Below are 25,122 nucleotides of genomic sequence, written 5' to 3'. Positions count from 1 at the left end.
GCGGCGGCCACCTGCCCGTCATGTGCAGATGCGACCAGCAGGCAGGAGCTGTGGTTGCCGTCACAGATTCCGTATCCCGCCCGGGGGCATCCCTAGTAGCGTCCGGCAGTTTCTGGCAGGGGAGCGTGGAAGGCAGTGAGGCACACCGTCGGCCCGGTCCGGCCCCTGTCCGGGCCCGTCGCGGGGCCTGCCCGGCCGTCACCGGCACCGGCCGGGGGCGTGCGCCGATGAGTGCGGTCTCCGTCCTGGGCTCGTGTCTGGCGCGATTATCCTGGCCGCCGGAGCGGCTGGCCCGGGAGATCAACAGACGCTGCGGCAGCGGCACCATCAGCAGCAAGGCCCCCTACAACTGGCTGAAGGGCGCCTGCCCCCGCCGCCGCCTCCCCCACATCGTCGCCACGATCCTCTCCGAGCAGCTCGGTGAGCCGATAGCGGTCGAGGCGCTGTGGCCCCAGCACTTCCCGGCCGGCTCCCCGCCGCTCCCCCAGGGCCCCACCCTGCGGCAGCCCGTGCCGCCCCTCCCCCGGCCCACCGCCCAGGACCCGTTGACGGCCTCGGTGGACTGGCTGGTGACCGACGACGCCCCGCCGCCCTCGCGCCACCGCGGGGAGGAGGTCCCCGAGGCCGCGGTGGGCATGCTGACCGTCCGGATCCAGCAGCTGCGGCAGCTCGACGACAGCGCCGCCGGCGGGCTCGTACTGGACTGGGCACTCGCGGACCTGCAGTGGGCGCAGAAACTGGCCGCCAAATACGCCTACGACGCCGCGACCGGTCTCCAGCTGCACCGCATCATCGCCGAACTCGGCCAGCTCACCGCGTGGCTGACCGCCGACCAGGGCATGGACGCGCTGAGCACCTCCCGCTTTCTGACCGCGCTGGACGCCGCACGCACCGCCGGTGACCGGCCGCTCGCCGCGTACATCATCTCCTGCATGAGCTACCGCGCCGCGTGGGCCGGGCGGGCGGAGGAGGCGCTGCGCCTGATCCGCATCGCCCGTAAGGGGACGGCGCGCGAGGAGATGGGCATCGGCCAGGCGCTGCTGGCCACCCGGGAGGCCCGCGCCCACGCGAGCCTGGGCGACGAGGCGGGCTGTCAACGCGCACTGGAGGAGGCCGCCGAACTGAGCCGGTCCGGGCGGCCCTCGTGCGAGCCGCCGTGGGCGTACTGGCTCACGCCCGCGGTCATGGTGGCCGACGCCGGGCGGGCCTGGCTGGAGCTGGGGCGCCCGCAGCGGGCGGAGACCCATCTGACCCGCGGGATCGACATGCTCCGGGGCAGCCAGCCGCGCAACCTGCTGCTGCACAGCGCCTCGCTGGCCGAGGCCCGGCTCGCGCGCTGTGAACTCGACGGTGCGGCACAGGCCACCGCGGACGCGCTGGCGCTGACCGGGACCGTCACCTCGCAGCGCGCCCACACCCGGCTGATGAACCTGCGCCGCAGGTTTCTGCGCTACGACAGCACGGTGGCCCGCGACATCGTGCGGCGGGCGGACGATCTGCTGCACGCGGACCCGACCCCGCCGCCGCGCCAGGGCCTGGCGCCATGACCGCCTTCGGCGGGCCGGCGGCCCCCGCATACAGTGCCCCTGCGCGGGCGCGGAGCCCTTACGGGGCGGACTGAGCGCGGGCGCCCCGCCGCCCTCCCGCCCCGGGCACCCCTCTGACACGGAACGGAATCCAGGAGAAACAGGACCCTATGCGAGTCACTCACGCGGTACCGCTTGCCCCGATGACGACGCTGGGCATCGGAGGACCGGCCGCGGCCCTGATGGAGCTGCACGACCCCGCGGACTTCCCCGAGTTCGTCGCGCTGGCCGACACTCTGCCCGGCGCGCCGGTCTGCCTCGGCGAGGGCAGCAATGTGCTGGTCAGTGATGCCGGCTGCGACGGCGCCGTGCTGCGGATGAGCACCAAGGGCGTACGGATGACGGGGAGCACGGCGGACGGACGGGTGCTGGTCGAGGTGCAGGCCGGTCATCTGCTCTCCGACCTGGTCGACATGACCATCGCCGAGGGCCTCACGGGGATGGAGATGCTGGTGGGCATCCCCGGGACCACCGGCGCCACGCCGGTCCAGAACGTCGGTGCCTACGGTCAGGAGACCGCCGACAGCCTGGTGGAAGTGACCGCGTGGGACTGGGCGTCGGGCCGCATGGTCACCCTCGACGCCGCGGCGTGCGGGCTGGGCCATCGCACCAGCGTCTTCAAGCGCTCCCGCCGCTGGACGCTGCTGCGTCTGGTCTTCGCGCTGCGCCGGTCCGAACTGAGCGCGCCGGTCGGCTACCGTCCGGTCGCCGCCGCGCTCGATGTGCCGGTGGGCAGCCGGGTCCCCCTGGAGGAGGTGGCGCAGGCGGTGCTGAGCGTGCGGCGGAGCAAGGGCATGGTGCTGGGGTGCAGCGGCACCGACGACCGGTCGGTGGGCAGTGTGTTCCTCAGCCCCGAGATCTCCCCCGCCCAGGCCGAGGGCCTGCGGGCGCAGAACGCTCCGGTGAACCACTTCCCGGACGGCTCGGTGCGGGTCAGTGCGAGCTGGCTCATCCGGCGGGCCGGGTTCGCGCTGCGCAGCCCGGTCGTGCCGGGCGTGCGGCTGTCCTCGCTGCACTACACGCTGGTGGCGGACGAGGGCGCGAGCGCCGCCGCCTTCACCGAGGCGATCGACATCGTGTTCCGGCAGGTGCTGCGCCGCACCGGGGTACGGCTGACCTCGGAGATCGACCTCCTCTGAGGGCCGCGCCGACCGGGCACGGCTCGAACGTCGTCGCGCACCGACTCGCCAGAGGCCGGTGGCGCAGCGCCGCGGCGGCCGGCAGTTCCTCGTCGAGCGCGGCAGCCAGGTCGGACGGGTGGTGGACGGTCATGCCCGGTCCTCCAGCCGGTAGACGCGGCGGGCGTTGTCGTGGCCGATCATGCGCACCACCTTGAGGGCGTCACCGAGGTCCCACTCGCCGCTGTCGATCCATGGGGAGAGCGTCCGGGCCATGCCGCGGCGCCACAACAGGGCGCCGAGATGGTGCAGTTCCGACGGTCCCCAGGCGTCGGAGGAGAAGAGGATCTTGGCGAAGGGGGCGAGTTCCAGTGACTCGGCGATGACGGCGTCGGAGCGCATGCCGGTGTAGTTGATGCCGAGGCCGACGTCGAAGTACACGTGCGGGAAGACCTGGGCGAGGTAGCCCGCGTTGCGCTGGAAGGGGTAGCAGTGCAACAGCAGCAGGTCGGTGCCGTGCGGCTCCACGTTCTTGATGAACCGGGTGAGCAACAGCGGGTCGCAGCGGTGGAGTTCGACGTCCGGGTCGCCGTAGCCGGCGTGCAGCTGGATCGGCAGCCCGCGGTCGACGCCGCACCACAGGGCGAAGCGCAGCAGCACCGGGTGGCTGACGCGGACGGTGCCGGTGGCTTCGCACTCGGCGAGCCAGGCGCCTGCCGCGGCGGTCACCTCGTGGTCGTCGGGGCGGGCGGGGTCGAAGTCGAAGCCGTGGCGGTAGGCGACGATGCTTTTGAGGCCGACCGCGGCAGCCGAGCGGGTGGCCAGGGATTCCCGGAACCGGTCGGGGAGTTCGGCGGCGGTGACACCGGCGCGCGCCACGTCCTCCAGCACGGTTTCCAGGCGCACCACCTCGTCGACGGGGCGCCCGGAGGCGGCCGCCATGCCCGGGGGGCCGAGGATGGCCTCGCCCTTGTAGCCGGTCTCCAGCAGATAGTGGCCGATGCCGGAGGCGGCGAGCAGTCTGCGGTTGACCTCGTCGGTGCCGAGTTCGGTGCGCCGGGCCACATAGGTCTCGGGGTCGGCGTGCGGTGCGAGGCCCAGGACCGGGGCGCACCAGCGGCGGACGGCGAAGCCGAGCTGCGAGTCGAACTGGGTCATCCACGACGGGACCGGGCGATCGGACTCGGTGAACATCTGCTCCAGGGCGGAGCGGTCGGCGTCGTGGCGGAGGGCGCCGTGGACGTGGTGGTCCACCAGGGGGAGCCGATCGAGTTCCGCGAGGAGTGGTTCAGTAGACATTGCGGACCTTTCGAATGCGTGCGGCGTCGTCGGGACCCTCCTACCCGGCCGCCGGGCAGTTGGCGGTCAGCGCCCGCGCGAGCTTCCGCTCGGCGGGGGACAACCCGCCCTCCGCACGCCGCACCCGCTCGGCCACGGTGGCCTCCGGGCCGGCGTCATGACCGGCCGGCTCCGGCCCCGTGTCACCCTTCGCACGATCGCTGTGCTTACCGGCCCGGTCGGCCATCCGCGTCCCTTCTCCGCACTGCTTGACGCAACGATCGTGACACCCGGCCCCGAACACCGGCCGTGCCCGCGCCTGCGGCCCGCTAGCGGACCTCGAAGCCCGTCAGGCCCTCCGGTTCCTCCTCCTGGACGGTCACGGTGTCGACGCTCGCCAGCGGCGGGCCTTCGCGCACCCAGTCCAGCAGCGTCGCCACCCGCTCCGGCGTCCCCTCGAACACGGCCTCCACCGTGCCGTCCGGGCGGTTGCCGACCCAGCCGGCCACGGCGTGCTCGACCGCCAGCTGCCGGCAGGAGTCGCGGAAGAACACCCCCTGCACCGTCCCGGAGACCACCACGTGTCTGCGGATCATCCGTCGCTCACCTCGCTTCCTCGCCCGGCGTCACCCGCGCGGACGGCTACCGGCCCGGTGGCCGGAGCGCGGCGCCGCGCCCGGCCGGTGTGCGGCTGACGGCGCGTCCGGCGGCCGCGACGGCCCGGCCGAAGTGTGCGGCGTCCAGGACGGCCGCGCCGTGGGTGTCGTTGTTGAAGTACACATGGATGTCCGCCCGGTCCGGCCAGGTGTCGGTGATCCGCCCAACCCAGCTGCCGAGCGCCTGCCGACCGTAGCGCGGCGAGGGGTGCGCGCGGCCGCCGTGGAAGCGGAGATACCCCCAGTCGGCGGTCCGCCAGAGGGGCGTCACGGGCCGGGAGCGGCGGTCGGCCCAGCACAGCGCGGCGCCCCGCCGTTCCAGCACCGCCCGGATCTCCGCGGTCCACCACGAGGGGTGGCGGGGTTCGACCGCCACCCGGGTGCCGGCGGGGAAGCAGCCCAGGCAGGTGTCCAGCAGGCGGGCGTCCGCGGCCAGCGTGGGCGGCAGTTGGAGCAGGACGGGGCCGAGCCGGGGGCCGAGGGCGGCGGCCCGCGACATCAGCCGGGCGACCGGCTCCGCGGGGTCGCGCAGCCGCTTGATGTGGGTGAGGTAGCGGCTCGCCTTGACGGCCAGCACGAAGCCGTCGGGGGTCCGCGCCCGCCAGTCGGCGAAGGTCTTCTCCTCGGGCAGCCGGTAGAAGGCGGCGTTGCTCTCGACGGTGGCGAAGTGCCGCGCGTACTCCTCCAGCCACAGCCGTTGCGGGCGGTCGGGCGGGTAGAGGACGGTGCGCCAGTCCCTGTACTGCCAGCCGGAGGTGCCGACGAGGACGGTCATGTACGCATCCCTGCCCGGCCGGGGCCCGGGCGTACCAACCGCCCCCGCACGGCGCCGGCGGCCGGGCAGCACTCAGGCCGCGGCAGGCGCCCCGGCGGCGCCGGTACCTCCCGTCTCCGCGGCACGGTGGATCGGTGTCCGCAGGCCGGTCAGCGGGATGCCCGTGCCGCCGCGGCGGGCCGCGACGATCTCCGCCGCGATGGACAGGGCGGTCTCCTCGGGCGTGCGGGCGCCCAGGTCGAGGCCGATCGGCGAGTGGAGCCGGGCGAGTTCGGCAGTGGTGAGGCCGGCCGCGCGGAGCCGGCGGTTGCGGTCCTCGTGGGTACGGCGTGAGCCCATCGCGCCGACGAACGCGACCGGCAGTCGCAGCGCCGCCTCCAGCAGGGGTATGTCGAACTTGGCGTCGTGGGTGAGCACGCACAGCACCGTGCGGCCGTCGGTGGCGGTGCGCTGGAGGTAGCGATGCGGCCACTCGACCACGAGGTCGTCGGCCTCGGGGAAACGGGCCCGGGTGGTGAAGACGGGGCGGGCGTCGCACACGGTCACGTGGTAGCCGAGGAACCTGCCGGCGCGCACCAGCGCCGCGGCGAAGTCCACCGCACCGAAGATGATCATGCGGGGCGGTGGTGCGCTCGACTCGACGAACAGCGTCACGGCCGACCCGCAGCGTGCTCCGCCCTCCGTGACCTCGCACTCGCCGGTGTGCCCGGCGTCCAGCAGGGCGCGGGCCTGCTCCGCCGCCGCGCGGTCCAGCTCCGGACTCCCGCCGAGCGCGCCCTCGTACGATCCGTCCGGGTGGACCAGCAGCGGTCTGCCGAGGAGTCCGGACGGGCCCCGGACGACCCGGGCGAGGGCCGCCGCCGTGCCCCGGGCTGCGGCCGCCAGCGCCGCCGCCCACACGCTCCGGTCCGGCGCGGCCGCCGGCACCGGCGTGATCAGGACCTCGATCTCGCCACCGCAGGTCAGTCCCACCGCGAAGGCGTCCTCCGCGCTGTAGCCGAACCGTTCGCGCAACGTCGCGCCGTCCCGGAGCGCCTGGACGCACAGGTCGTACACCGCCGCCTCCACACAGCCGCCGGAGACCGAGCCGACGGCCGTGCCCCGGCCGTCGACGGCGAGGGCGGCACCGGGCCGGCGCGGGGCGCTGCCGGCGACGGCCACGACGGTGGCCACGGCGAAGTCCCGGCCCTCGTCGACCCATCGGGTCAGCTCGTCGGCGATGTCCAGCATCGTGGTCTCCTCGTGATTCGTGGGGCGGCGGGGCGTGGCACCGCGCGGGTCCGTACGGGGTCAGGTGCCGGGGCGGCTCCCGTCTCCCGCCCGCAGGACGCGGTCGGGGCGGATCGGCAGGTCCCGGTGGCGTACCCCGGTCGCGTGCCAGACCGCGTTGGCGATCGCCGCCGCACCGCCGACGACTCCGATCTCACCGATCCCCTTGATGCCGACCGGATCGCTCTCGTCCGGGTCGTCGACCCAGTCCGCCTCGATGGGAGGCACGTCGGCGTGCGCGGCGACGTGATAGCCCGCGAGGTCGGCGCCGACGGGGGCGCCCGAGGCCCGGTCGCGGACCGCCTCCTCGTGCAGCGCCATGGACAGTCCCCAGATCATGCCGCCGATGAACTGGCTGCGGGCGGTCAGCGGATTGACGATCCGGCCGGCGGCGAAGATGCCGAGCATCCGGCGCACACGGACCTCCCCGCTTGCGACGTCCACGGCGACCTCGGCGAACTGCGCGCCGAAGGCGTGCCGTTCGGTGGCCGCCAGCGCGGCGATCGCCGCGCTGGTGTCCGACCGGACCGTGATCCCCTGCGGCGGAATCGCGCCGCCCAGGGCGAGCTTCTCGCGCAGTTCGCCCGCCGCGGCCATCACCGCCCAGGACCAGGAGCGGGTGCCCATCGAGCCGCCGGCGATCATCGCCGGGCCGAAGTCGCTGTCCGCGATCCGCATCCGGATGCGCTCCGGCGGCACCCGCAGCGCGTCCGCGGCCACCAGGGTCAGTGCGGTACGCGCGCCGGTGCCGATGTCCGCCGCGGTGATCCGCACGGTGAAATCGCCGTCCGCCTCCGCCGTCACCGCCGCCGTGGACGGGGCGGCGCGGGAGGGGAACTGCGAGGCGGCGGTGCCGGTGCCGAGCAGCCAGCGGCCGTCGCGCCGCCGGCCGGGGCGCGGGTCGCGGTCCGCCCAGCCGAATCTGCGGGCACCCTCCCGGAAGCAGGCCTGCAACTGGCGGCCGCTGAACGGGAGGCCGGAGACGGGCCCGGTCTCCGGCTCGTTGCGGGCCCGCAGCGCGATCGGGTCCATTCCGCACTTCTCGGCGAGTTCGTCGAGCGCGGACTCCAGGGCGAACGAGCCCGGCGCCTCGCCCGGCGCCCGCATCCAGCTCGGGGTCGGCACATCGAGCGCGACGACCTGATTGACGGTGTGGTGCGCGTCGGCGTCGTACATCACCCGCCCCATGTCGGCGCTGCGCTCGATGAATTCACGCACCGTCGAGGTGACGCTCTCGGCGTGGTGCGCGAAGGCGCGCAGCCGTCCGTCGGCGTCGGCGCCGAGCCTGATCCGCTGCGCGGTGGGACTGCGGTAGCCGATGAGCGAGAACATCTGCCGACGCGTCAGGACGACTCTGACCGGGCGCTGGAGGACGGTGGCCGCCATGGCGGCGAGCACTTGGTTCGGGCGGGTGGCCTTGGACCCGAAGCCGCCGCCGACGTGCTCGGACCGCACCCGTACCGAGGCCGGGTCCAGCGAGAAGAGGTGTGCGAGTTCCTGGGCGACGAACGCGCTGCCCTGGTTGGAGTCGACGACCTCCAGCCGGCCCCCCTCCCAGCGCGCCGTCGCCGCGTGCGGCTCCATCGGATGGTGGTGCTCCTCGGGGGTGGTGTACTGCGCGTCCACCACCACGGCGGACGCGGCGAGTGCGGCCGCCAGGTCGCCCTTCTCCGTCTCCGCCGGGGGCTCGGAGCCCTGGGGTGTGTACCTGTCGGGATGCCCGGCGGAGAACACGGCCTCGTGCGGCTCTTGGTCGTAGCGGACCTCGAGCGCCTCGGCGGCCTCCCTCGCCTGCTCGGGGGTTTCGGCGACGACCAGCGCCACCGGCCAGCCCACGTAGGGCACCCGGTCGTGCTGGAAGACCTGGAGGACCGGGTCGGGGGCGCCCAGGGGGCCGGTGTAGTCGCCGTCGACGCGCGGGGCGTTGCCGTGGTGGAGGACGGCGAGCACGCCGGGCATCGCCAACACGGGGGCGTCCTCCACCGCGCGGATGCGGCCGCGGGCGATGGTGGACAACACCAGCCAGCCATGGGCGAGTTCGGCGAACGGGATCTCGCCCGCGTACCGGGCCGCGCCGGTGACCTTGGCCAGGCCCTCCAGGCGGATACGGGCGGCGCCGACGGCCCCCGTCACCGCGGGGGTTCCCGTGGTCGTCGTGGTCATCGGGCGGCCTCCTCGGTCAGCTCGGTCAGCACGGCGACGACGAGGTTGCGCAGCAGCGTCACCTTGTAGCCGTTGTGGGGCAGAACCTCGGCGGCCGCCAGCTCGGCGTCCGCGGCGGCGGCGAACGCCTCGGCGCTCGCCGGCCCCCCGGTCAGCGCCCGCTCGGCGGCCCGGGCCCGCCACGGCCGGGACGCCACCGCGCCGAAGGCGAGCCGGACCTCGTGGACCGTGCCGTCACGGACGTCGAGGGCGGCGGCGAGCGAGCCGATCGCGAAGGCGAACGAGGCACGCTCGCGCACCTTGCGGTAGCGGGAGAGGGCGGCGACCGGAGCCGGCGGGAGCCGCAGTCCGGTGATCAGCGCGCCGGACGGCAGCGCGGTCTCCTGATGCGGGGTGCGCCCCACCGGGAGATAGAACTCCGCCAAGGGCAACTCCCCCGGTCCGTCCGCCGTTTCGTAGGTGACGACGGCGTCGAAGGCGGCGAGCGCCACGGCCATGTCCGAGGGGTGGACGGCGACACAGTGCGCGGAGGCACCGAGGATGGCGTGGTTGTGGTGCTCGCCCCCGATGGCCGGGCAGCCGCTGCCGGGGACACGCTTGTTGCACGGCGCGGCCGGGTCGGTGAAGTAGCCGCAGCGCGTGCGCTGCAGCAGATTGCCGCCGACCGTGGCCATGTTGCGCAGCTGGCCGGAGGCGCCGGACAGCACGGCCTGCGCCAGCGCCGGACAGCGGCGCCGGACCTCCGGATGGGCGGCGAGATCGCTGTTGGTGACCGTCGCCCCGATGTGCAGGGCGTCGTCCGCCGTGACCTCGATCCGGTCGAGGGGGAGGTCCTGGACGTCGATGAGCAGCGCGGGCCGCTCCACCCCGGTCTTCATCAGATCGACGAGATTGGTACCGCCGCCCAGGAGGCGCGCCCGGGGGTCGGCGGCGAGCAGCGCGACCGTCCCCCGGACGTCGCTCGCCCGCCGGTAGTCGAATTCCCTCATGCGACCGCCTCTCCTTCCGACCGGGCGCCGGCCTCGACCGGATCGCCGGCCCGCCACGGCTCCGGCGCGGCGCCCGGTCGGCTGGTCTCCCCTGCCGCGCGGGCGACCGCCTGGACTATCGACACATACGCGCCGCAGCGGCAGAGATTGCCGCTCATCCGCTCCCGGATCTCCTCGGCGCTGAGCTCCGGCACGCCCGTCTCGGGTCGTACGTCGGCGGTCGCGGCGCTGGGCCAGCCCGCCGCATGCTCCTCGATCACCGCGAGGGCCGAACAGATCTGCCCCGGCGTGCAGTAGCCGCACTGATAGCCGTCGAGGTCCAGGAACGCCTGCTGCACCGGATGCAGTCGCTCGCCGTCCGCCACGCCCTCGATGGTGGTGATCGCGCGCCCCTCGGCGGCAACCGCGAGCTGGAGACAGGACACCGCCCGGCGCCCGTCGAGCAGCACCGTGCAGGCACCGCACTGCCCTTGGTCACAGCCCTTCTTCGTGCCGGTCAGATCGAGCTGCTCACGGAGCGCGTCGAGCAGGGTGGTGCGGTGGTCGACGGGCAGCGTGTGCTTCTCGCCGTTGATGTGCAGTGTGATGGCGCTGGACGTCGGTGGGGCCATCTCTCAGCCTTCTTTCGCGTGGGTCAGCACGGCGGGCGTCTTCGGGCGGCAACGGGCCCCTCGCGGGGGCGGCGCCGGTTCGCGATCACTCACTCGGGATCACGACCACTCGGGATCACGACGAGCACGGCGTGAAAAGCACTGTCCAGGACATCGCCGGTTCCCCCGCTCCGGCTGTATCTACCGCTTGGAATCTGCCGCTATGGTGGACCTAAGCGGACAACTGTCCACTCCATCGAAGCTACCGGACAGTTGTCCGGTTAGCAAGAGCGCATTCTGCGTGATTCCCGAAAGGAGGACGAGTGCAGCAGCCGAAGGACGCGCCCCTGCGCTCGGACGCGCAACGGAATCGCGAGCGCATCCTGGAAGTGGCACTGGCGGAGCTGACGCAGACGGCGGACGCCCCGCTGAGCGCGATCGCGAAGAAGGCGGGCGTCGGACAGGGCACGTTCTACCGGAACTTCCCCAACCGCGAGTCGCTCGTCCTGGAGGTCTACCGCTACGAGGTGCAGCAGGTCGCCGACACCGCCTCCCAGCTCCTCGAAAACCGCGCACCCGACGAGGCCCTGCGGGAGTGGATGGACCGCCTGGCCCAGTACGCCATGGCCAAGGCGGGCCTGGCCGACGCCATGCGCAAGGCCACCAGCGCACACGGCAGCCTGGCCGGCCTGGGCCACGGCCCGGTGACCTCGGCCGTCGCCCTGCTCCTGCGGGCCAACGAGGAAGCCGGCGCCATCCGCCCCGGGGTGACCCCCGACGACTTCGTCCTCGCCATCGCCGGCCTCTGGCAGATCGACCCGCACAGCGACTGGCAGTCCCGCGCCGGCCGCCTACTGGACCTCGTCATGGACGGACTCCGGGCGGGCGCCCCGGGGGTGTCCGACACAAGGGGACGTTAGCGCTCCGTTAGTGGGCCGACAGTGACAGCCGGAAGGGTGGACCCTGCTCGCCGCGACCCCGCCCCCATCTGACCGCCCTCGGCGTCAGGGGTGTCACGGGCCTGCTGCCCCGGAGCAGGTATCCGAGCGCACCACCCCTCAGTCGTCACGCTCGATCGGATCAGGAGCACCATGTCCCCCCAGCCCTCCCCCCGCCGCCACGCCCGCACCCTCGCCGCCGCGCTGCTCGCCGTGACGGCCGCGGCCGCGCTCACCGCCTGCCAGGACGGCAAGGCCGACGGCGCGCAGAGCCCGTCGTCCGCCGCGTCGGACGGCGGCTCGTCGGGCACGGCGTCCGGCGCCGACGGGGGCGGCACCGGCGCGCAGGACACCGGTGGTGCGGCGGGCACCTCCCGGCAGCCCACCGCCGCGCGGAGCGCCGCGTCCACCGACAATTCGCCGCACCGCTGCACCGCGGCGTCGGTGCGGATGGCGCTGGGGCGGCCCGACCCGGGCGCGGGCAACATCCACTACTCGCTGACCTTCACCAACAACGGCAAGCAGTCCTGCACGCTGCGCGGCTTCCCCGGGGTCTCGCTGCTGGCCAAGGACGGACAGTCGGTCGGCAAGCCGGCCACCCGGGAGGGTGCGGCCGGCGCGGCCGTCACGCTCGCCCCCGGTAGCAGCGCCCACGCGGTGCTGCACACGGTCAGCGAGGGGACGAAGGGCTCCGGCTGCTGGCCGGCCGGCGCCCTGGTGCAGGCGTACCCGCCCGGCTCGAAGGAGTCGATGACCGCACGCGCCTCCGGACTGCGGGTCTGCGGCGCGGAGTTCAGCGTCACCACCGTCGCCCCGGGGGCGGCCGCCTGACGCCTGCCGCCCCCGGCAGCGCGCGAGGACGGCGCACCACCCGGAACACCCTCACGCCATGACGCGAGGCCCGGCGCTGCGGGCCCGCCCGGTACCGGCCCCGGCCGGCGGGCGGGCCCGTACGCCTGTCACCCCGCCCCGGCGGGAGGCGGCGCACGGTGCCCGGGCCGCACCACCGGCGCCGAGTTGCCGGAGGCCACGGGCCCTGGGCAAGGTGGAGAGCGGACGGAGGCAGCGGCCGCCGTCGGACGGGCGCGGCCGCGGGGCGGTGGCAACCGCGCAGGTCCGGCAGGACTTCTGCACACCGGTCCCCCACCGCCCGGATCCGCCCCGCCGGGCCCGTCGGCGTACCGGAGCGATGCCCGGTCCGCGGAGCGTCCGACGCCACGGAGCGGAGGAACCATGGGGACAACACACACCGCCCGGACCGAGTCGGCGTGGCCGCGGTTGCGGGTGGCCGACTGGACCGACACCCGCGACACGCTGCACATGTGGACACAGATCGTCGGCAAGGTACGGCTGGCGCACGCACCGCTGGTCAACCACTGGTGGCAGGTGACGCTCTACGTCAGCCCGCGGGGCCTGACCACCTCCGCCATCCCGCACGGCACCGGCGCCTTCGACATCGAATTCGACTTCCTCGACCACGTACTGCACCTGCGCACCAGTGACGGCGGCGCCCGCCGCATCGCGCTGGAATCCATGCCGGTGACCGACTTCCACGCCCGTGTGCTGCGGGCCCTGGAGGAGCTGGGCGTCCCCACCACGATCCAGGGGCACCCCAACGAGGTCGAGCAGGCCATCCCGTTCGCGGAGGACTACCGGCACCACACCTACGACCCGCACGCCGCGCAGCTCTTCTGGCGTCAACTCCTCCAGGCGAACCGGGTGTTGGGGCACTTCCGCGCGGAATTCGCCGGGAAGGTGAGCCCGGTCCACTTCTTCTGGGGAGCCATGGATCTGGCCTGCACCCGCTTCTCCGGACGCGACGCCCCGCGGCACCCCGGAGGCGCGCCGAACTGCGGCGACTGGGTCATGGTCGAGGGCTACTCGCGCGAGCTGAGCAGTTGCGGATTCTGGCCCGGCGGCGGGGACGAGGGCGCCTTCTACGCCTACGCCTACCCCGAACCGGACGGCTTCGCCGACAGCCCGGTCGCTCCCGCCGAGGCGTTCTACAGCGCGCAGAACGGTCAGTTCCTGCTGCCGTACGAGGCGGTACGCACCGCCGACGACCCCGACCTGACGCTCACCCGCTTCCTGCACAGCACCTACGCGGCCGCCGCCGACCGGGCCGGGTGGGACCGCGCGGCGCTGGAGGTCGATCCGGACCGCTGGCACCCCGTCCGATAGACGGCGGCGCCCCCGCGGCCCGGGACCGGCACTGCGCCACGCACCCTCAGCCGAAAGGAAGACCGATGACCGCTCGCGACGACTGGCCGACACCCGCTCAGGGGCTGGTACTGACCCACTTCCTGGCCGTGCGGGACGTCGCCGTGTCCCGCCGCTTCTATGCCGAGGTGTTCGGCGGTGAAGTGGTGCTGGCCGAGAACCCCTGCATCGTGAAGATCGCCAACGGCTGGATCATCATGAACCCCGGCGGCGGCCCCACCCCCGACAAACCCGACGTCACCCTCACCGCGCCCGAACCCGGCGACCCGGTGTCGTCCTTCCTCAACGTACGCGTGGCCGACATCGCGTCCTTCTACGAACAGGCCGTCGCCAAGGGCGCGCAGTTCCTGACCGAGCCGCTCGACCGCAAGGCCGAGATCCGCTGCTACCTCCGCGACCCGGACGGCTATCTGATCGAGGTGGGACAGGCGACCGGGATGCTGGAGGGCGTCTTCGCGGATCCGAGCGGCCCGCCCGCGCAGGGCTGAGGCCGGCCGACGGCCGAACGCCCTGTGGTGGCTCGCGGTTTCTTCCGCGAGCCACCACAGCACCCCCTCATCCGCGGGGTACCTCCCCGGCCTCCCCCTCAGCGAAGAGCCGCCTCCGCGCCCCCGGCGTGGTTCCGCCGCTCCGACCACCCCCGGTGGTCATGCTCAGGAGACGGGTACCACGTTCCACGTCAGTTCCATCTGGTGACCGTGCCGCCAGCCACGTGTGTGCACGGGCTCGCTGGTTCGCGGATCGTCGTTGTACGAGTTCTTCGCGTCGACATTCTGTCCACTGTCGAGGAAGGACTGGAGGGCGTTCGCGCCCCACCCTTCCCGGCCGCCGAAGGAGAACTGCTGCTGGTGCGGCGTGGGGAAGGACAAGCTCTCCATGACCACCGGGCCCTCGTTCCCGCCCTCGTAGGCCATGACCTTGCCCTTCGCGAGGTTCAACAGCGAGAAGCGCCCGTTGTCACCGATCTGGATCCACTGGCAGTACGGGTTGCTGGAGTTCATGCTCTGGAGCCAGACGGAGTCGTCGTTGGGACTGGCACAGAGGACGCGATCGGACCACAGCCCGTTGGCGATCAGCACCGCACCGGACGAGCTCGGCGCCGCGGCGACCGCCGCGGCGCCGGGAAGAACCGTGAGGCAGACGGTCGTCATACCGGCGATCGCCGCGATTTTCGCTGCCCGGGACATGCGTCTGAAGCGTGCCATGAGTGAGCCCCTTTGCTCTCGGACCTGCCGGAGCCGGCAGGTCGGGCGATCCTCCAGGGCAACTTGTGACATGACCAGATCACGGAGAAATTTCCGGACAAGGCAGACCCGGCCTCTACACCGATTCTCCACACAGTACGCCCGACGACCCCGGCAAGATCTACCTGCTCACCACCCTCGACCGTCCCGGCCCCCTCACCCTGCGCACACGCCTCACCCTCCAGTTCACTCAGCGGAGTTGACCGAATTTCACAGAATCTCCATGAAGGCGTCGCTCTCCCCGCGTCGAGCGGGGCGGCCCCGAGGCCTGTCAGCCGGGGCGGGCAGTCAACTCAGGGCGCCGCACGCCCCCATGAACAGCTCAGGCCCCCCGCAACAAACGCTGCGGGGGGCCTGAGCTGCCGTACGGGGCAGCGACGTCACCAGCGGTACCAGCGGCCGCGACCGCCACCGGCGCTCGTGGACCGCATCAGGAAGCCGAGCAGCCAGAACGCCAGCACGACGACGGCGACGATCCACAGGGCCTTCAAGGCGAATCCGGCACCGAAGAGCAGCAGCGCGAGAAGCAGGACGAGGAGCAGGGGGACCATGAGAGTCAACCTCCGAATCGGGGACTTCGACTCCACGCAGTGAGAGTTCGTCCTCCAGTGGAAAACGCCGGACAGGGCCACGGGGAATTGTCAGTTACCTGCGGCAGGGGGTGCTTGAAGGTTCTTGAGGGAAGGGGCCGGCTCAGATGCGGCCGTGGACAAGTCGCGTCAGGGGGCCGGTACGCGGCTTCGCGGTGGCGCGGCCCGCGGCGAAAGCAGCGCCGACGGCGCCGATCAGCCCGGCGCCGACACTCGCGGCAATGGCCTTCCGCTTCTTGACGACCTTCCAGGTGGTGACGGCCTTGGCGGCGAACTGCTCGGTCGCGGCCACCGCCGCCTGCCGACCGCTTTCGACGCTCGACTTGGCACGCTCACCGGCGGCCGCGGCTTCCTTCGTGGCAACCCGACCCGCATTCCCGGCTGACTTCGTCCCGGCCGAGGCAGCCGCTTTGGTCTTACGCTGCACCGTGCCGGAGGGACCGTCGGTCTTCTTTCGTTCGTCACTCATGCCATTCGTCTCGCCGCTCATTCCTCTTTGAAACCTTGCCAGCTGACAACCGATACCGACGGGACCGGAAAGGGCTGTCCCGGCGGGGAGCGGAAAGCGCTGCCTCTCCGCAGGAAAGACGCGTTCCGCGATCACCGTGCCGCGCCGCCCACCGGCGGTTTCCGGCGGACGGGAGACGGCGCGGCCACCGCCACGCATACGTTCGACACCCAGGGGCAGGCGGTGTTCTACCGCCGAAACGGCCCATCACACCGGGGTCTTCAGCGAAACCACACGACGTACGAACGAGACCACACGACGTACAACGGACGGGATCATGGCGACGACGGAGAGCACGGAAGGAACGAGTGGCCCGAAGCGAATCGGGGCCCCCGCAGCGATGCGTCACGCAGCTGCGCAACTCGCCCAGATGCTCCAATGCGAGCCCGGCTCGGTATCCGCGCTCCGAGGAACTGACGACGGTTGGTCGGCGGACGTGGAAGTAGTGGAGATCCCCCGGATCCCGGACACGTCGAGTGTCATGGCTTCCTACCGGGTCCACCTGGATCACCAGGGTGAACTCATGGGATATGAGCGGACCCGCCGATATGCCAGGGGCCAGATCGACCGGTAACCGGTCCGCAAGGAAAAGGGCTCCCGAGAAACAGCGAATGTTTCATGACCCGCTCCAGCACACTGGAAGGGAAGATCAAACATGTCTGTCGTTCAGCAATCAAACGCACCGAACAGCAGCAGTGGCAGTGGCTCCGGAAATCTCTACGACGTTCTTGAGCTGATACTCGACCGGGGGCTCGTCATCGACGCCTTCGTCCGCGTGTCCCTCGTCGGTATCGAGATTCTCAAGATCGATGTACGTGTCGTCGTCGCGAGCGTGGACACCTACCTGCGTTTCGCCGAGGCGTGCAATCGACTGGACCTGGAATCGGGCCGCAAGGCTCCCAGCCAACTCACCGATCTGGTGGGCGAGGTGACCGAGGGCGGCGCCAAGGGCAAATCGAAAGGCGCGCTGACCGGCGCCATCGAGGCCTTCAGCGACTCCTTCCAGAAGGGCCAGGAAGGCGAGCAGGAGGAAGAGGAGCGCCCCGCGCGCAAGTCCTCCGCGTCCAGCAAGCGCCGCACCGCGCACCGGCGGGAGGAGTGATCATGCCGACCTACGTCTACGCCATCACCGACGCCGGTCATCCACTCCGCCTGGACGGCATCACCGGGGTCGGAGACCCCGCGGCCGAGCTGCGCACCGTCCGGACGAAACAGCTCAGCGCGGTGGTCAGCGATGCGCCGGCGGATCTGCGGGCCAAGCGCAGGGACCTGGTCGCCCACCAGAACGTGCAGGAGCGCCTGCTAGCCGACGGACCCGCGCTGCCGATGCGGTTCGGCCTGGTGGGGCCGGATGACGCCCAGGTCGCGTCGGTCCTGGAGGAGCAGCGTGACGCCTACGCCGAGCGCCTCAAGGAGATCGCCGGCTGCCTGGAGTACCACCTCAAGGTCGCCCGCGACGAGGACGACCTGCTGCGGGAGGTCGTGGCGGCGTCCGCCGACATCCGGCGGCTCAACGAGCGCACCCGGGACAACCCCGGCGCGCACGACGACCGGCTGGCACTCGGCGAACTGGTCTCCCAGCAGGTCCAGGCCCGGCAGGACCGCATGGGCACCGAACTGGTGGCCGCGCTCACGCCGGCGGCGGAGCGCACCGCGGTCGCCGAGCCGACCAAGACGCACTTCCTGAACGTGTCGTTCCTGGTGAAGCGCGAGAAGGCCGGAGCGTTCTCCGAGGCCGTCCACCAGGAGGCCGAACAGCGCGGCGAGGCCTACACGTTCCATCTGAACGGCCCGCTGCCGCCGTACAGCTTCGTCTGACCCGGCCGGTCACGCCGAGCGGAGAGACGCCATGGGCCTTCTCACCAACATCCTGACCCTTCCGCTGGCCCCGGTCCGGGGCACCGTCTGGGTACTCGACCAGGTGCTGCTGACCGCGGAGCGCGAGTACTACGACCCGGAGCCGGTCCGGCAGGAACTGCGGCGGCTGGAGCAGCAGTTGCTCGACGAAAGCATCACGCCCGAGGAGTTCGACCGGCGTGAGGACGACCTTCTTGACCGCCTGGAATGGCTGGAGGCCAACCAGCAGCGGCTACGGGCCCACTCCTGAGCACGAGGAGAACGAGGTGTACGAGAGATGATGACCAACGCCAAGATAGGGGTGGCCCTCGTCGGGGGCTACGTCCTGGGACGCACGAAGAAGGCCAAACTGGCCATCGGCCTGGGGATGTACCTCGCCGGCAAGCGGCTGAACCTGGACCCGCGGCAACTGGGCAAGCTGGTGGCCAATTCACCGGTGCTCGGTCCGCTGAACGACCAGGTGCGCGGTGAACTCGTGGACGCCACGAAGTCGGCGGCCACCTCCGCGCTGACCCAGCGCATGTCCGCCCTCACCGACTCCCTGCACGAGCGGACCCTGGCGCTCAGCGATGCGGGCGGCGACTCCGGCCGCGGCGCGGAGCCGTCGGACGAGCCGGAGAGCGCGGTACACCCGGATTCCGAGGACGAGGAGCCGGAGGACGACGAGGACCACGGGTCCGCCGAGTCCGCCGAGTCCGCCGAGGGAAAGCAGTCGGCGCCCTCGGGTCAGAAGACCGCCACCTCGTCCGCGCGGTCGGGCAAGTCCTCCGCGGGCAAGACCTCGGCCAAGACCTCGGCGCGGACCTCGACGGCGAAGACGTCCCAGGGGGCCAAGTCCGCCAAGACGAGCACCTCCAAGACGAGCGCCTCGGCCAAGGCAGCCGCCTCGGGTGCGCGAAAGGCCGGCACCGGCACTCGGAAGAAGGCCGCCGGTACGGCGCGCGGCACGGCTGCCCGCGGAGGCCGCAATGACTGACTCCACGTTCAGCAAGGTGAAGAACGACGTGGTGAAGAGCCCGGCCGCCGAGGAACTCAAGGAGGAGTTCCAGAAATACCTCCAGGCCCGGGCCCAGCACGCCGTCACCCACCTCGGCCACCGACTGGGCCAGGGCGTCGCCCGGCTCGGCGAGCCCGGCCAGGGCGCGGGCTCACTCGTCAGCAGCCTCGCCAAGGGCGGCAAGGCGCTCGGCGAAGGCAGCTCACCGGCGCAGGCCGCACTGACCGCCGGCGCCTCGCACCTCAAGGACACCGTCAAGGGCAAGCTCAAGGACAAGGTCAAGGGCTTGTTCGGCAAGGGCCGCAAGAGCGGGGGCGGCAAGTCCAAGAGCGTGACGATCGTCGAGGACATCGACGTGGGTGTGCCGGTCCGCGAGGCATACGACCAGTGGACGCAGTTCCAGGATTTCAGCACCTTCGCCAAGGGCGTCGTCAGTGTCGAGAAGGCCGACGACACCACCAGCAACTGGAAGGTCAAGGTCGCCAAGTCCACACGGAGTTGGCGGGCGAACGTCACCGAGCAGGTGCCCGACGAGCGCATCACCTGGACCACCGAGGGCGCGAAGGGAACGGTCAAGGGCGTGGTGACCTTCCACCCCCTCACCGAGGACCTGACGCGGGTGCTGCTGGTGCTGGAGTACTTCCCCAAGGGCCTCTTCGAGAAGACGGGCAACATCTGGCGCGCCCAGGGCCGACGCGCCCGCCTCGACCTCAAGCTCTACCGCAAGTTCCTCATGATGCGGGGCGAGGCGACCGACGGCTGGCGGGGTGAGATCCGGGACGGCGAGGTCGTCGTCGAGCACGCCGACGCCGTGGAGGAAGAGGAGCGCGCCGGCGAGGACGCGTCCTCCACCGAAGACGAGCCCTCCACCGAGGACGAGTACGACGGCGACCCCGACGACGTGGACGCGGACGACGTACGGGAGGACGAGGCGTACGACGAGGACGACGAGACGCACCCGGACGACGAACGGGACGACGACGAGGACGAGGAGTACCCCGACGACATCCGGGACGTGTCCGACGGCGAGGCCGAAGAGGACCACGAAGAAGACGACGAACCAGAGGCGGAGGAGGACGACGAGGCCGACCTCGAAGAAGAGGAGCCGTATGACGAGGACGACGAAGAAGAGGACGACGAGGACGACGAGGACGCCACGCCCGCCCGTCGCGCACGGCGCCGCCCCGTCGCAGCCACCCGTCGGTAGACCGGCCGCGCCTGCCCACCCGCCCCTGACGCACAGACGAGGCTGATCACGTGTCCGATTCACTCGCCGGCCGTATGGGACCGTCCTCCGGGGTGTCCCCGTACAACGGGCAAGGATCGTCCGCCAACCTGGCTGACATTCTCGAACGCGTCCTCGACAAGGGCGTCGTCATCGCGGGCGACATCCAGATCAACCTGCTCGACATCGAGCTGCTCACCATCAAACTCCGGCTGCTCGTCGCCTCCGTCGACAAGGCCAAGGAAATGGGCATCGACTGGTGGGAGCACGACCCCTCGCTCTCCTCCCGCGCCCACTCCCCCGGGCAGGTCGCGCCCGCGGCCGCTGCGCCGGCGGGCGGCGACCGCCTGGCCGAGGAGAACACCCGGCTGCGCGCCGAAATCGCCGAACTGCGCGCCGCCGTAGGCCTGCCGAGGAGCCCCCAGGGCGACGGAACATCGCAGACGGCGCGCGCCCGTCAGGATCATGAAGAGGAGGAAGGGTGACCACCGACTCCCGGCCCACCGGAGCGGACGCCGCTCCTCCCCCCGGCGGCCCGGACACCCGGACCGAACCCGACACCACACACCCCGCCACCACGGTCTCGTACGTCTACGCCATCAGCCGCGCCGGCTCGGCACTCGACGCGCGGGCCCCGCACCTCACCGGCTTGGAGGGCGGGCCGGTCCGGACGGTCACCTGCGGCGAGCTGACCGCCCTGGTGTCCTCCGTACCCGCCGGCGCCTACAGCGAGGAGGGCATGCGCGCACGGCTGGAGGACCTGTCCGAGCTGGAGGCCGTCGCCCGGACCCATCACGCGGTGATCGAAGCCGCGTACGCGACGACAGCCGCGCTCCCCATGCGGCTGGCCACGGTGTACCTGGACGACGCCCGGGTCCGGTCGATGCTCCAGGAGCGCCGTGACGACTTCGGCGACCTGCTGGCCTGGCTCGACGGACACATCGAGCTGGGCGTCAAGGTCTACGCGGACCCGCGCGAGGCCGCCGCGACGCCACCGGATCCCACGCCGGCCCCCGCCTCGGCGCCGGCCGGCTCCGGCCGTGCGTACCTTCAGCAGCGCCGGGCGCAGCGGCGCCGGCACCGCGACGCGTACCGTGCGGCGGGGGCGGTCGCGGGCGCCGTGCCGGACCGGGTGGCCGCACTCGCCCGGGCCAGGGTGGCGCACCGTCCGCAGCAGGGCGAGCTGGCTTCGGGCCCGGGCGAGAACATCTCCAACGAGGCCTATCTGGTGCCCGTCGAGCAGGTGGCACCGTTCCAGCAGGCGCTGGCGGGGCTGGCCGACGACGTGCCCGGCGTACAGGTGGAGATCACCGGGCCGTGGGCACCGTATTCCTTCGCCACACCCCCGACGGCGGGCGCCGGCGCATGAGCACCGACCCGACTTCGACGCACCGCGGCGGGCTCCCCGGCTTCCCCGGCGACCTCGGCATCACCGACCTGTCCGAGGAGGAGTCGCTCGCCGGGCGGCAGGTCGCTCTGGTCGACCTCCTCGACCGCCTGCTGAACGGTGGCGCGGTGCTCACCGGCGATCTCGTCCTGTCGGTCGCCGATGTGGACCTGGTCCGGATCAATCTGCGTGCGGTCATCCACTCGATCACCCCCGACGACCCGGCACCGTGGTGAGGGAGTAACCCTCAACGCCGTTGCCCGGAACGTCAGTTAAACCCCCACGAGGAGGAGTGTGCCCGTGCCGGAAAACCACGCCCATGCCCCCGACCCCGCCTTCGCGGAGGTCGCCCGAGCCGCGGCCCGGGCGTTCGATCTGGTACCGGCCGGGACGAACGACCGCACGTCGGGCAGCGAGGTGGCGCGGCGGCTGGAGACCGACCCCGAGACCGTCGAACGCGATCTCATCAAACTGGTGCTGACGATCGTCGAACTCCTGCGACAGCTCATGGAACGCACCGCGTTGCACCGCACCGACCACGGCGACCTGACCGAGGAACAGGAAGAACGCGTCGGGATGACGCTGATGATTCTCGAGGACCGGATGTCGGAACTCTGCGGCCGCTACGGACTCACCATGAGCGACCTCAACCTGGACCTCGGTCCGCTGGGCTCACTGCTCCCGACCACCTCACCGGCCGACATCGACCGGTGAAGCCGCGCAGCTCCGGACGGCCCGGACGGACCCCGTCGCCCCGTGCGCCACCTCGCCGGACATGCCGACATACGGGACACCCACCTATAGTGAGGCAGGACTGTTCACCCCACTGCCGGGCGAGCCCCCGAGCCCCTTCACCTTCCGGCCGCCGGGCAGTCCGAACGGAGGTCCGCCCATGCTGAGCGCGATCGCAGACGTCTTCCGGGCCATCGGCGGCGCCGTCGCCACCGTCGTCACCCTGCCCTTCCGGGCCGTCGGCCGGCTCTTCGGTGGGGCCGCCGACTCCGCACACGGCCACCACTGAGCCGCCCCCGTCGACCCCATCCGCGAGCGGCCACGAGGTCGTCGCGCATCGGCGCAAGGACCCACCTCGCCACGGCTCCCGTGTGCGAGACTCGCCAGATGATTATCGAACGTGCGTACGCACACGTGGCCGCCCACGACGACGGCGAGTGGCCCTGGTCCGTGCCCTGCGTACGCGCGCTCCTGGCGGACGGGCTGCGCTTCACCGCGCCGGTGACGTTCCTGGTCGGCGAGAACGGCTCCGGCAAATCGACTCTGATCGAGGCCTTCGCCGAAGGCTTCGGACTGGACCCCTGGGGCGGCTCCCACGACTGGCGCTACGCCAGCCACCGCACCAAATCCGCGCTCGGAGAACGGATCCGCTTCGACGCGGCGCCGCGCGGCCGGCACATGCTGAGCAACTGGTCGGCCCGCAAGGGCTTCTTCCTGCGCGCCGAAACGGCGCTGAACGCGCTGGAGCGGGAAGGGTTCGCACCCGATGCCGTCAGCCACGGCGAGGGTTTCCTGGAGGCGTTCCGGCGAAAGTTCCTCCGGCCGGGACTGTACGTGATGGACGAGCCGGAAGCGGCGCTGTCGTTCACCTCCTGCCTCGAACTCCTGGGCCACCTCGACCAGTTGGTGAAGAACGGCGGCCAGGTCATCTGTGCCACCCACTCCCCGCTGCTGACCGCGCTGCCGGGCGCCGACATCGTCGAGATCGGCGAGCACGGTGTGCGCCGAGTGGCCTGGGACGAACTCGCCCTGGTCGACCACTGGCGCCGCTACCTCGGCGACCCCCGGTCCTACCTGCGGCACGTCCTGGACTGAGGCGCCGCGCCCCTTAGACGCACGCGATGCCCCCGGAGCCGGTCTGCCGGTTCCGGGGCGTACCGGAAGATGCCCTCCGGCGCAGCCCGCTTCCGCAGGGCGCTCACCACCCACCGACCACCGACATTCCCCTCCTGTCCCCATTTCAATGGACAGGACCACTGTGCAGAACATATGTTCCGCTTGCGCCGTGGCCGCTTCGGGGAGAGGCGGCCCACTTTTCTGCGCGAACACAACTGTCCTGAACCCGTGGGGGGTTTCGCATGTCTCATCTGCCGATCGCACCACCGCCGCCGTCTTCCGGTCGGTACGGCCCGCCCGGCCCGCAGCCCGTTCTCCGCTCGCCCATCGGACTCTCGAAGGCGGTGATGGCGCTGCTCGGCCTCGTCATCGTCGCCGACCTCTTCGCACTGTGGCAGGGCAACCGCTCCTACCAACTGCTCGGCAGACTCCTCGACGACCTCGGCTCCGTGACCGCGCAGGAGATCGACCGAGCGGACTCACTGTACGGGGCGTCCGGGATCGTGCAGTTCGTGGCCACCGTCGCGACCGCCGCGGTCTTCGTCGTCTGGTTCCACCGCACCCGGGTCAATGCCGAGGTCTTCGCGCCCGATTACCACACGAAGAAGCGCGCCTGGGCGATCTGGGGCTGGTTCGTGCCCGTGGCCAACCTGTGGTTCCCCCGCCGGGTCGCCATCGACATCTGGAACGCCAGCGCCGACGCGCGCTCCCGCTCCCGGGCACTGCTCAACGGGTGGTGGGCACTGTGGCTGGTGAACCTCATCTTCGGCCGACTCGCCGGCCAGCGGTACAGCAGGGCCCGGACGGCGGGTGAGATCAAGGGAGCCCTCGCCGGCCTCATGGCCAGCGACGTCTTCAACATCGCTGCCGCCGTCCTCGCCATCCTCTTCGTCCACCGCCTCACCCGCATGCAACACGAGAAGGCACTGCGCGGCCCGGCACTCTGACCGCGGCGCCTCGGCCCGGAGCCGGCCGGCACCCGAACCCGCGGCGAAGGCCCCGTTCAGTCGGGCAGTCCGCGAACGAAGCCGGCGACCAACCCCGCCACCGTTTCCGGAGCCTCCAGGATGGTGGCGTGGGTGGCGTCGATCCGGTCGACGCCGAGGGTCGGACGGGTGCGGGCGAGGGTGGCCAGTTCGTCGGAGACGCCGTGTGTGAACCGGGCGTTGAACTCGGCGAACCATTCCATCCCGGGTGCGGGCGGGAGCCGTCGGCCGGCCTGTACGAGCATCAGCGGGCGGTCGATCCCGTCGAGCCAGGTGGTGACACCGAGTTCGCCGAGCCTGTGGAGTTCGTCGAGGATCTCCCGCGCCGCCACCCGTTCCGGGAGCGTCTGCCACCTGCCGTCGGGCAGCGGACGCGCGGCGGCGCGGGCGGCCGCCTCCGCACGCGCGGCGGGAATCCCCAGCCGGGCGGCGTGGGCGACCTGCTCTTCCAGGTATCCGGGGGGCGCGATGGCTCCCGACGACGCCAGCAGCCCTTCACCGACCCGCTGGGCACCGGGGTACTCGCGTCCCCACCAGAAGCCGTCGAGATTCACGGCGGCGCGGGCGCGGGCACGGTCCGGGTTCGCCCGGGCGTACTCGACCGCGATCAGCCCGCCGAGGGAATGGCCCACCATCACGGCCTCGGGTACGCCGTGTGCGTCGAGGGTGTCCGCGATGTCACGCACCGCGGTGGGAATGGTCCAGGGCGCGATGTCGGGCGAACGGCCGTGCCCGGGAAGGTCGACGGCGAGCACACGGTGCCCTGCGGTGAGCAGAGCGGCCGAGGGGTCCCAGTCGGTGAGGGAGCGTGAATAACCGTGCAGGAGCACCAGTTGAGGGCCGTCGCCCCCGTGGTCATGAGCGTGGAGGAGTGTCATCGGGCCTCACTGTAGGGCCG

31 protein-coding genes are annotated in these 25,122 nt (G+C 72.0%); 19 read left to right on the top strand and 12 right to left on the bottom strand.

What is annotated here, in order from left to right; genetic code table 11:
• The first annotated feature begins 227 nt into the window (after positions 1–227).
• Together ACQP17_RS30810 and ACQP17_RS30805 are read left to right on the top strand one after the other, a co-directional pair.
• The gene (locus ACQP17_RS30810) at positions 228–1,547 is read left to right on the top strand and encodes a hypothetical protein (RefSeq protein ID WP_433859219.1); all 1,320 of its coding nucleotides are present in this window, start codon (positions 228–230) and stop codon (positions 1,545–1,547) included.
• Between the two features lie 113 nt (positions 1,548–1,660).
• On the top strand, positions 1,661–2,725 hold the full coding sequence (locus tag ACQP17_RS30805) for a UDP-N-acetylmuramate dehydrogenase (RefSeq protein WP_433860051.1): 1,065 nt from the start codon (positions 1,661–1,663) through the stop codon (positions 2,723–2,725).
• A gap of 129 nt (positions 2,726–2,854) precedes the next feature.
• On the opposite strand, the gene ACQP17_RS30800 is transcribed toward ACQP17_RS30805, so the two are convergent.
• From ACQP17_RS30800 to ACQP17_RS30765, 8 genes are all read right to left on the bottom strand, one after another.
• A complete protein-coding gene (locus ACQP17_RS30800) occupies positions 2,855–4,003 on the bottom strand; it encodes an amidohydrolase family protein (RefSeq protein ID WP_433859218.1) in 1,149 nt (382 codons plus the stop codon).
• A gap of 40 nt (positions 4,004–4,043) precedes the next feature.
• Positions 4,044–4,229, bottom strand: coding sequence for a hypothetical protein (locus tag ACQP17_RS30795; protein ID WP_433859217.1), 186 nt, complete (start codon positions 4,227–4,229; stop codon positions 4,044–4,046).
• Between the two features lie 82 nt (positions 4,230–4,311).
• Complete coding sequence (locus ACQP17_RS30790; RefSeq protein ID WP_433859216.1) at positions 4,312–4,578, bottom strand: acylphosphatase; 267 nt, start codon at positions 4,576–4,578, stop codon at positions 4,312–4,314.
• 46 nt (positions 4,579–4,624) lie between these two features.
• Complete coding sequence (locus ACQP17_RS30785) at positions 4,625–5,413, bottom strand: DUF72 domain-containing protein (RefSeq protein WP_433859215.1); 789 nt, start codon at positions 5,411–5,413, stop codon at positions 4,625–4,627.
• A 72-nt stretch (positions 5,414–5,485) separates the two neighbouring features.
• Positions 5,486–6,643, bottom strand: coding sequence for an XdhC family protein (locus ACQP17_RS30780; RefSeq protein WP_433859214.1), 1,158 nt, complete (start codon positions 6,641–6,643; stop codon positions 5,486–5,488).
• Positions 6,644–6,703: 60 nt separating this feature from the next.
• Positions 6,704–8,845: a xanthine dehydrogenase family protein molybdopterin-binding subunit gene (locus tag ACQP17_RS30775; RefSeq protein ID WP_433859213.1), complete on the bottom strand. Its 2,142-nt coding sequence runs from the start codon at positions 8,843–8,845 to the stop codon at positions 6,704–6,706.
• Entirely contained in the window at positions 8,842–9,834 is a 993-nt protein-coding gene (locus ACQP17_RS30770; RefSeq protein WP_433859212.1) for an FAD binding domain-containing protein, read from the bottom strand. The genes ACQP17_RS30775 and ACQP17_RS30770 overlap by 4 nt, the downstream gene beginning before the upstream one ends.
• Entirely contained in the window at positions 9,831–10,445 is a 615-nt protein-coding gene (locus ACQP17_RS30765; protein ID WP_433859211.1) for a (2Fe-2S)-binding protein, read from the bottom strand. The genes ACQP17_RS30770 and ACQP17_RS30765 overlap by 4 nt, the downstream gene beginning before the upstream one ends.
• A 302-nt stretch (positions 10,446–10,747) precedes the next feature.
• Here ACQP17_RS30765 and ACQP17_RS30760 point away from each other — a divergent pair, with 302 nt between their 5' ends.
• From ACQP17_RS30760 to ACQP17_RS30745, 4 genes are all read left to right on the top strand, one after another.
• Positions 10,748–11,344 carry a TetR/AcrR family transcriptional regulator gene (locus tag ACQP17_RS30760; RefSeq protein ID WP_433859210.1) on the top strand — a complete coding sequence of 199 codons (597 nt, stop codon included), beginning with the start codon at positions 10,748–10,750 and terminating at the stop codon, positions 11,342–11,344.
• Between the two features lie 171 nt (positions 11,345–11,515).
• Positions 11,516–12,193 (top strand): DUF4232 domain-containing protein, encoded by a 678-nt coding sequence (locus tag ACQP17_RS30755; protein WP_433859209.1) that lies wholly within the window; start codon positions 11,516–11,518, stop codon positions 12,191–12,193.
• 402 nt (positions 12,194–12,595) lie between these two features.
• A complete protein-coding gene (locus tag ACQP17_RS30750; RefSeq protein WP_433859208.1) occupies positions 12,596–13,543 on the top strand; it encodes a DUF5996 family protein in 948 nt (315 codons plus the stop codon).
• A 65-nt stretch (positions 13,544–13,608) separates the two neighbouring features.
• The gene (locus tag ACQP17_RS30745; RefSeq protein WP_433859207.1) at positions 13,609–14,070 is read left to right on the top strand and encodes a VOC family protein; all 462 of its coding nucleotides are present in this window, start codon (positions 13,609–13,611) and stop codon (positions 14,068–14,070) included.
• A 165-nt stretch (positions 14,071–14,235) separates the two neighbouring features.
• Here the strand turns inward: ACQP17_RS30745 and ACQP17_RS30740 are convergent, their stop codons facing one another.
• From ACQP17_RS30740 to ACQP17_RS30730, 3 genes are all read right to left on the bottom strand, one after another.
• Complete coding sequence (locus ACQP17_RS30740) at positions 14,236–14,787, bottom strand: hypothetical protein (protein ID WP_433859206.1); 552 nt, start codon at positions 14,785–14,787, stop codon at positions 14,236–14,238.
• Positions 14,788–15,206: 419 nt separating this feature from the next.
• Entirely contained in the window at positions 15,207–15,377 is a 171-nt protein-coding gene (locus tag ACQP17_RS30735) for a hydrophobic protein (RefSeq protein WP_364876122.1), read from the bottom strand.
• A 142-nt stretch (positions 15,378–15,519) separates the two neighbouring features.
• Positions 15,520–15,906 carry a hypothetical protein gene (locus ACQP17_RS30730; protein ID WP_433859205.1) on the bottom strand — a complete coding sequence of 129 codons (387 nt, stop codon included), beginning with the start codon at positions 15,904–15,906 and terminating at the stop codon, positions 15,520–15,522.
• Between the two features lie 295 nt (positions 15,907–16,201).
• Between ACQP17_RS30730 and ACQP17_RS30725 the strand changes: the two genes are divergently transcribed.
• From ACQP17_RS30725 to ACQP17_RS30665, 13 genes are all read left to right on the top strand, one after another.
• Positions 16,202–16,498: a gas vesicle protein gene (locus tag ACQP17_RS30725; RefSeq protein WP_433859204.1), complete on the top strand. Its 297-nt coding sequence runs from the start codon at positions 16,202–16,204 to the stop codon at positions 16,496–16,498.
• An 81-nt stretch (positions 16,499–16,579) separates the two neighbouring features.
• Positions 16,580–17,026, top strand: a complete 447-nt coding sequence (locus ACQP17_RS30720) for a gas vesicle structural protein GvpA (RefSeq protein WP_433859203.1) — start codon at positions 16,580–16,582, stop codon at positions 17,024–17,026.
• A 2-nt stretch (positions 17,027–17,028) separates the two neighbouring features.
• Positions 17,029–17,742 carry a GvpL/GvpF family gas vesicle protein gene (locus tag ACQP17_RS30715; protein ID WP_433859202.1) on the top strand — a complete coding sequence of 238 codons (714 nt, stop codon included), beginning with the start codon at positions 17,029–17,031 and terminating at the stop codon, positions 17,740–17,742.
• Positions 17,743–17,773: 31 nt separating this feature from the next.
• Positions 17,774–18,031, top strand: a complete 258-nt coding sequence (locus tag ACQP17_RS30710; protein ID WP_433859201.1) for a gas vesicle protein GvpG — start codon at positions 17,774–17,776, stop codon at positions 18,029–18,031.
• Positions 18,032–18,058: 27 nt separating this feature from the next.
• The gene (locus tag ACQP17_RS30705) at positions 18,059–18,757 is read left to right on the top strand and encodes a hypothetical protein (RefSeq protein ID WP_433859200.1); all 699 of its coding nucleotides are present in this window, start codon (positions 18,059–18,061) and stop codon (positions 18,755–18,757) included.
• Positions 18,750–19,985, top strand: coding sequence for an SRPBCC family protein (locus ACQP17_RS30700; protein ID WP_433859199.1), 1,236 nt, complete (start codon positions 18,750–18,752; stop codon positions 19,983–19,985). The genes ACQP17_RS30705 and ACQP17_RS30700 overlap by 8 nt, the downstream gene beginning before the upstream one ends.
• A gap of 50 nt (positions 19,986–20,035) precedes the next feature.
• On the top strand, positions 20,036–20,488 hold the full coding sequence (locus ACQP17_RS30695; protein ID WP_433859198.1) for a gas vesicle protein: 453 nt from the start codon (positions 20,036–20,038) through the stop codon (positions 20,486–20,488).
• The gene (locus ACQP17_RS30690; RefSeq protein WP_433859197.1) at positions 20,485–21,372 is read left to right on the top strand and encodes a GvpL/GvpF family gas vesicle protein; all 888 of its coding nucleotides are present in this window, start codon (positions 20,485–20,487) and stop codon (positions 21,370–21,372) included. Before ACQP17_RS30695 ends, ACQP17_RS30690 begins: the two co-directional genes overlap by 4 nt.
• Positions 21,369–21,626, top strand: coding sequence for a gas vesicle protein (locus ACQP17_RS30685; protein ID WP_433859196.1), 258 nt, complete (start codon positions 21,369–21,371; stop codon positions 21,624–21,626). The genes ACQP17_RS30690 and ACQP17_RS30685 overlap by 4 nt, the downstream gene beginning before the upstream one ends.
• A gap of 64 nt (positions 21,627–21,690) precedes the next feature.
• Positions 21,691–22,104 carry a gas vesicle protein K gene (locus ACQP17_RS30680; RefSeq protein ID WP_364876103.1) on the top strand — a complete coding sequence of 138 codons (414 nt, stop codon included), beginning with the start codon at positions 21,691–21,693 and terminating at the stop codon, positions 22,102–22,104.
• Between the two features lie 178 nt (positions 22,105–22,282).
• Positions 22,283–22,411 carry an LPFR motif small protein gene (locus ACQP17_RS30675; RefSeq protein WP_364876101.1) on the top strand — a complete coding sequence of 43 codons (129 nt, stop codon included), beginning with the start codon at positions 22,283–22,285 and terminating at the stop codon, positions 22,409–22,411.
• A gap of 98 nt (positions 22,412–22,509) precedes the next feature.
• Positions 22,510–23,217 (top strand): AAA family ATPase, encoded by a 708-nt coding sequence (locus tag ACQP17_RS30670; protein WP_433859195.1) that lies wholly within the window; start codon positions 22,510–22,512, stop codon positions 23,215–23,217.
• A gap of 263 nt (positions 23,218–23,480) precedes the next feature.
• Positions 23,481–24,185, top strand: a complete 705-nt coding sequence (locus ACQP17_RS30665; RefSeq protein WP_433859194.1) for a DUF4328 domain-containing protein — start codon at positions 23,481–23,483, stop codon at positions 24,183–24,185.
• 56 nt (positions 24,186–24,241) lie between these two features.
• On the opposite strand, the gene ACQP17_RS30660 is transcribed toward ACQP17_RS30665, so the two are convergent.
• Positions 24,242–25,102 (bottom strand): alpha/beta hydrolase, encoded by an 861-nt coding sequence (locus ACQP17_RS30660; protein ID WP_433859193.1) that lies wholly within the window; start codon positions 25,100–25,102, stop codon positions 24,242–24,244.
• Positions 25,103–25,122: the final 20 nt, after the last annotated feature.

This window comes from Streptomyces kronopolitis (assembly GCF_050953795.1).
Classification (GTDB): Bacteria; Actinomycetota; Actinomycetes; order Streptomycetales; family Streptomycetaceae; genus Streptomyces; species Streptomyces kronopolitis_A.
Note: the sequence above shows the minus strand (reverse complement) of the source record. Positions and strands in the feature narration are given on the sequence as shown.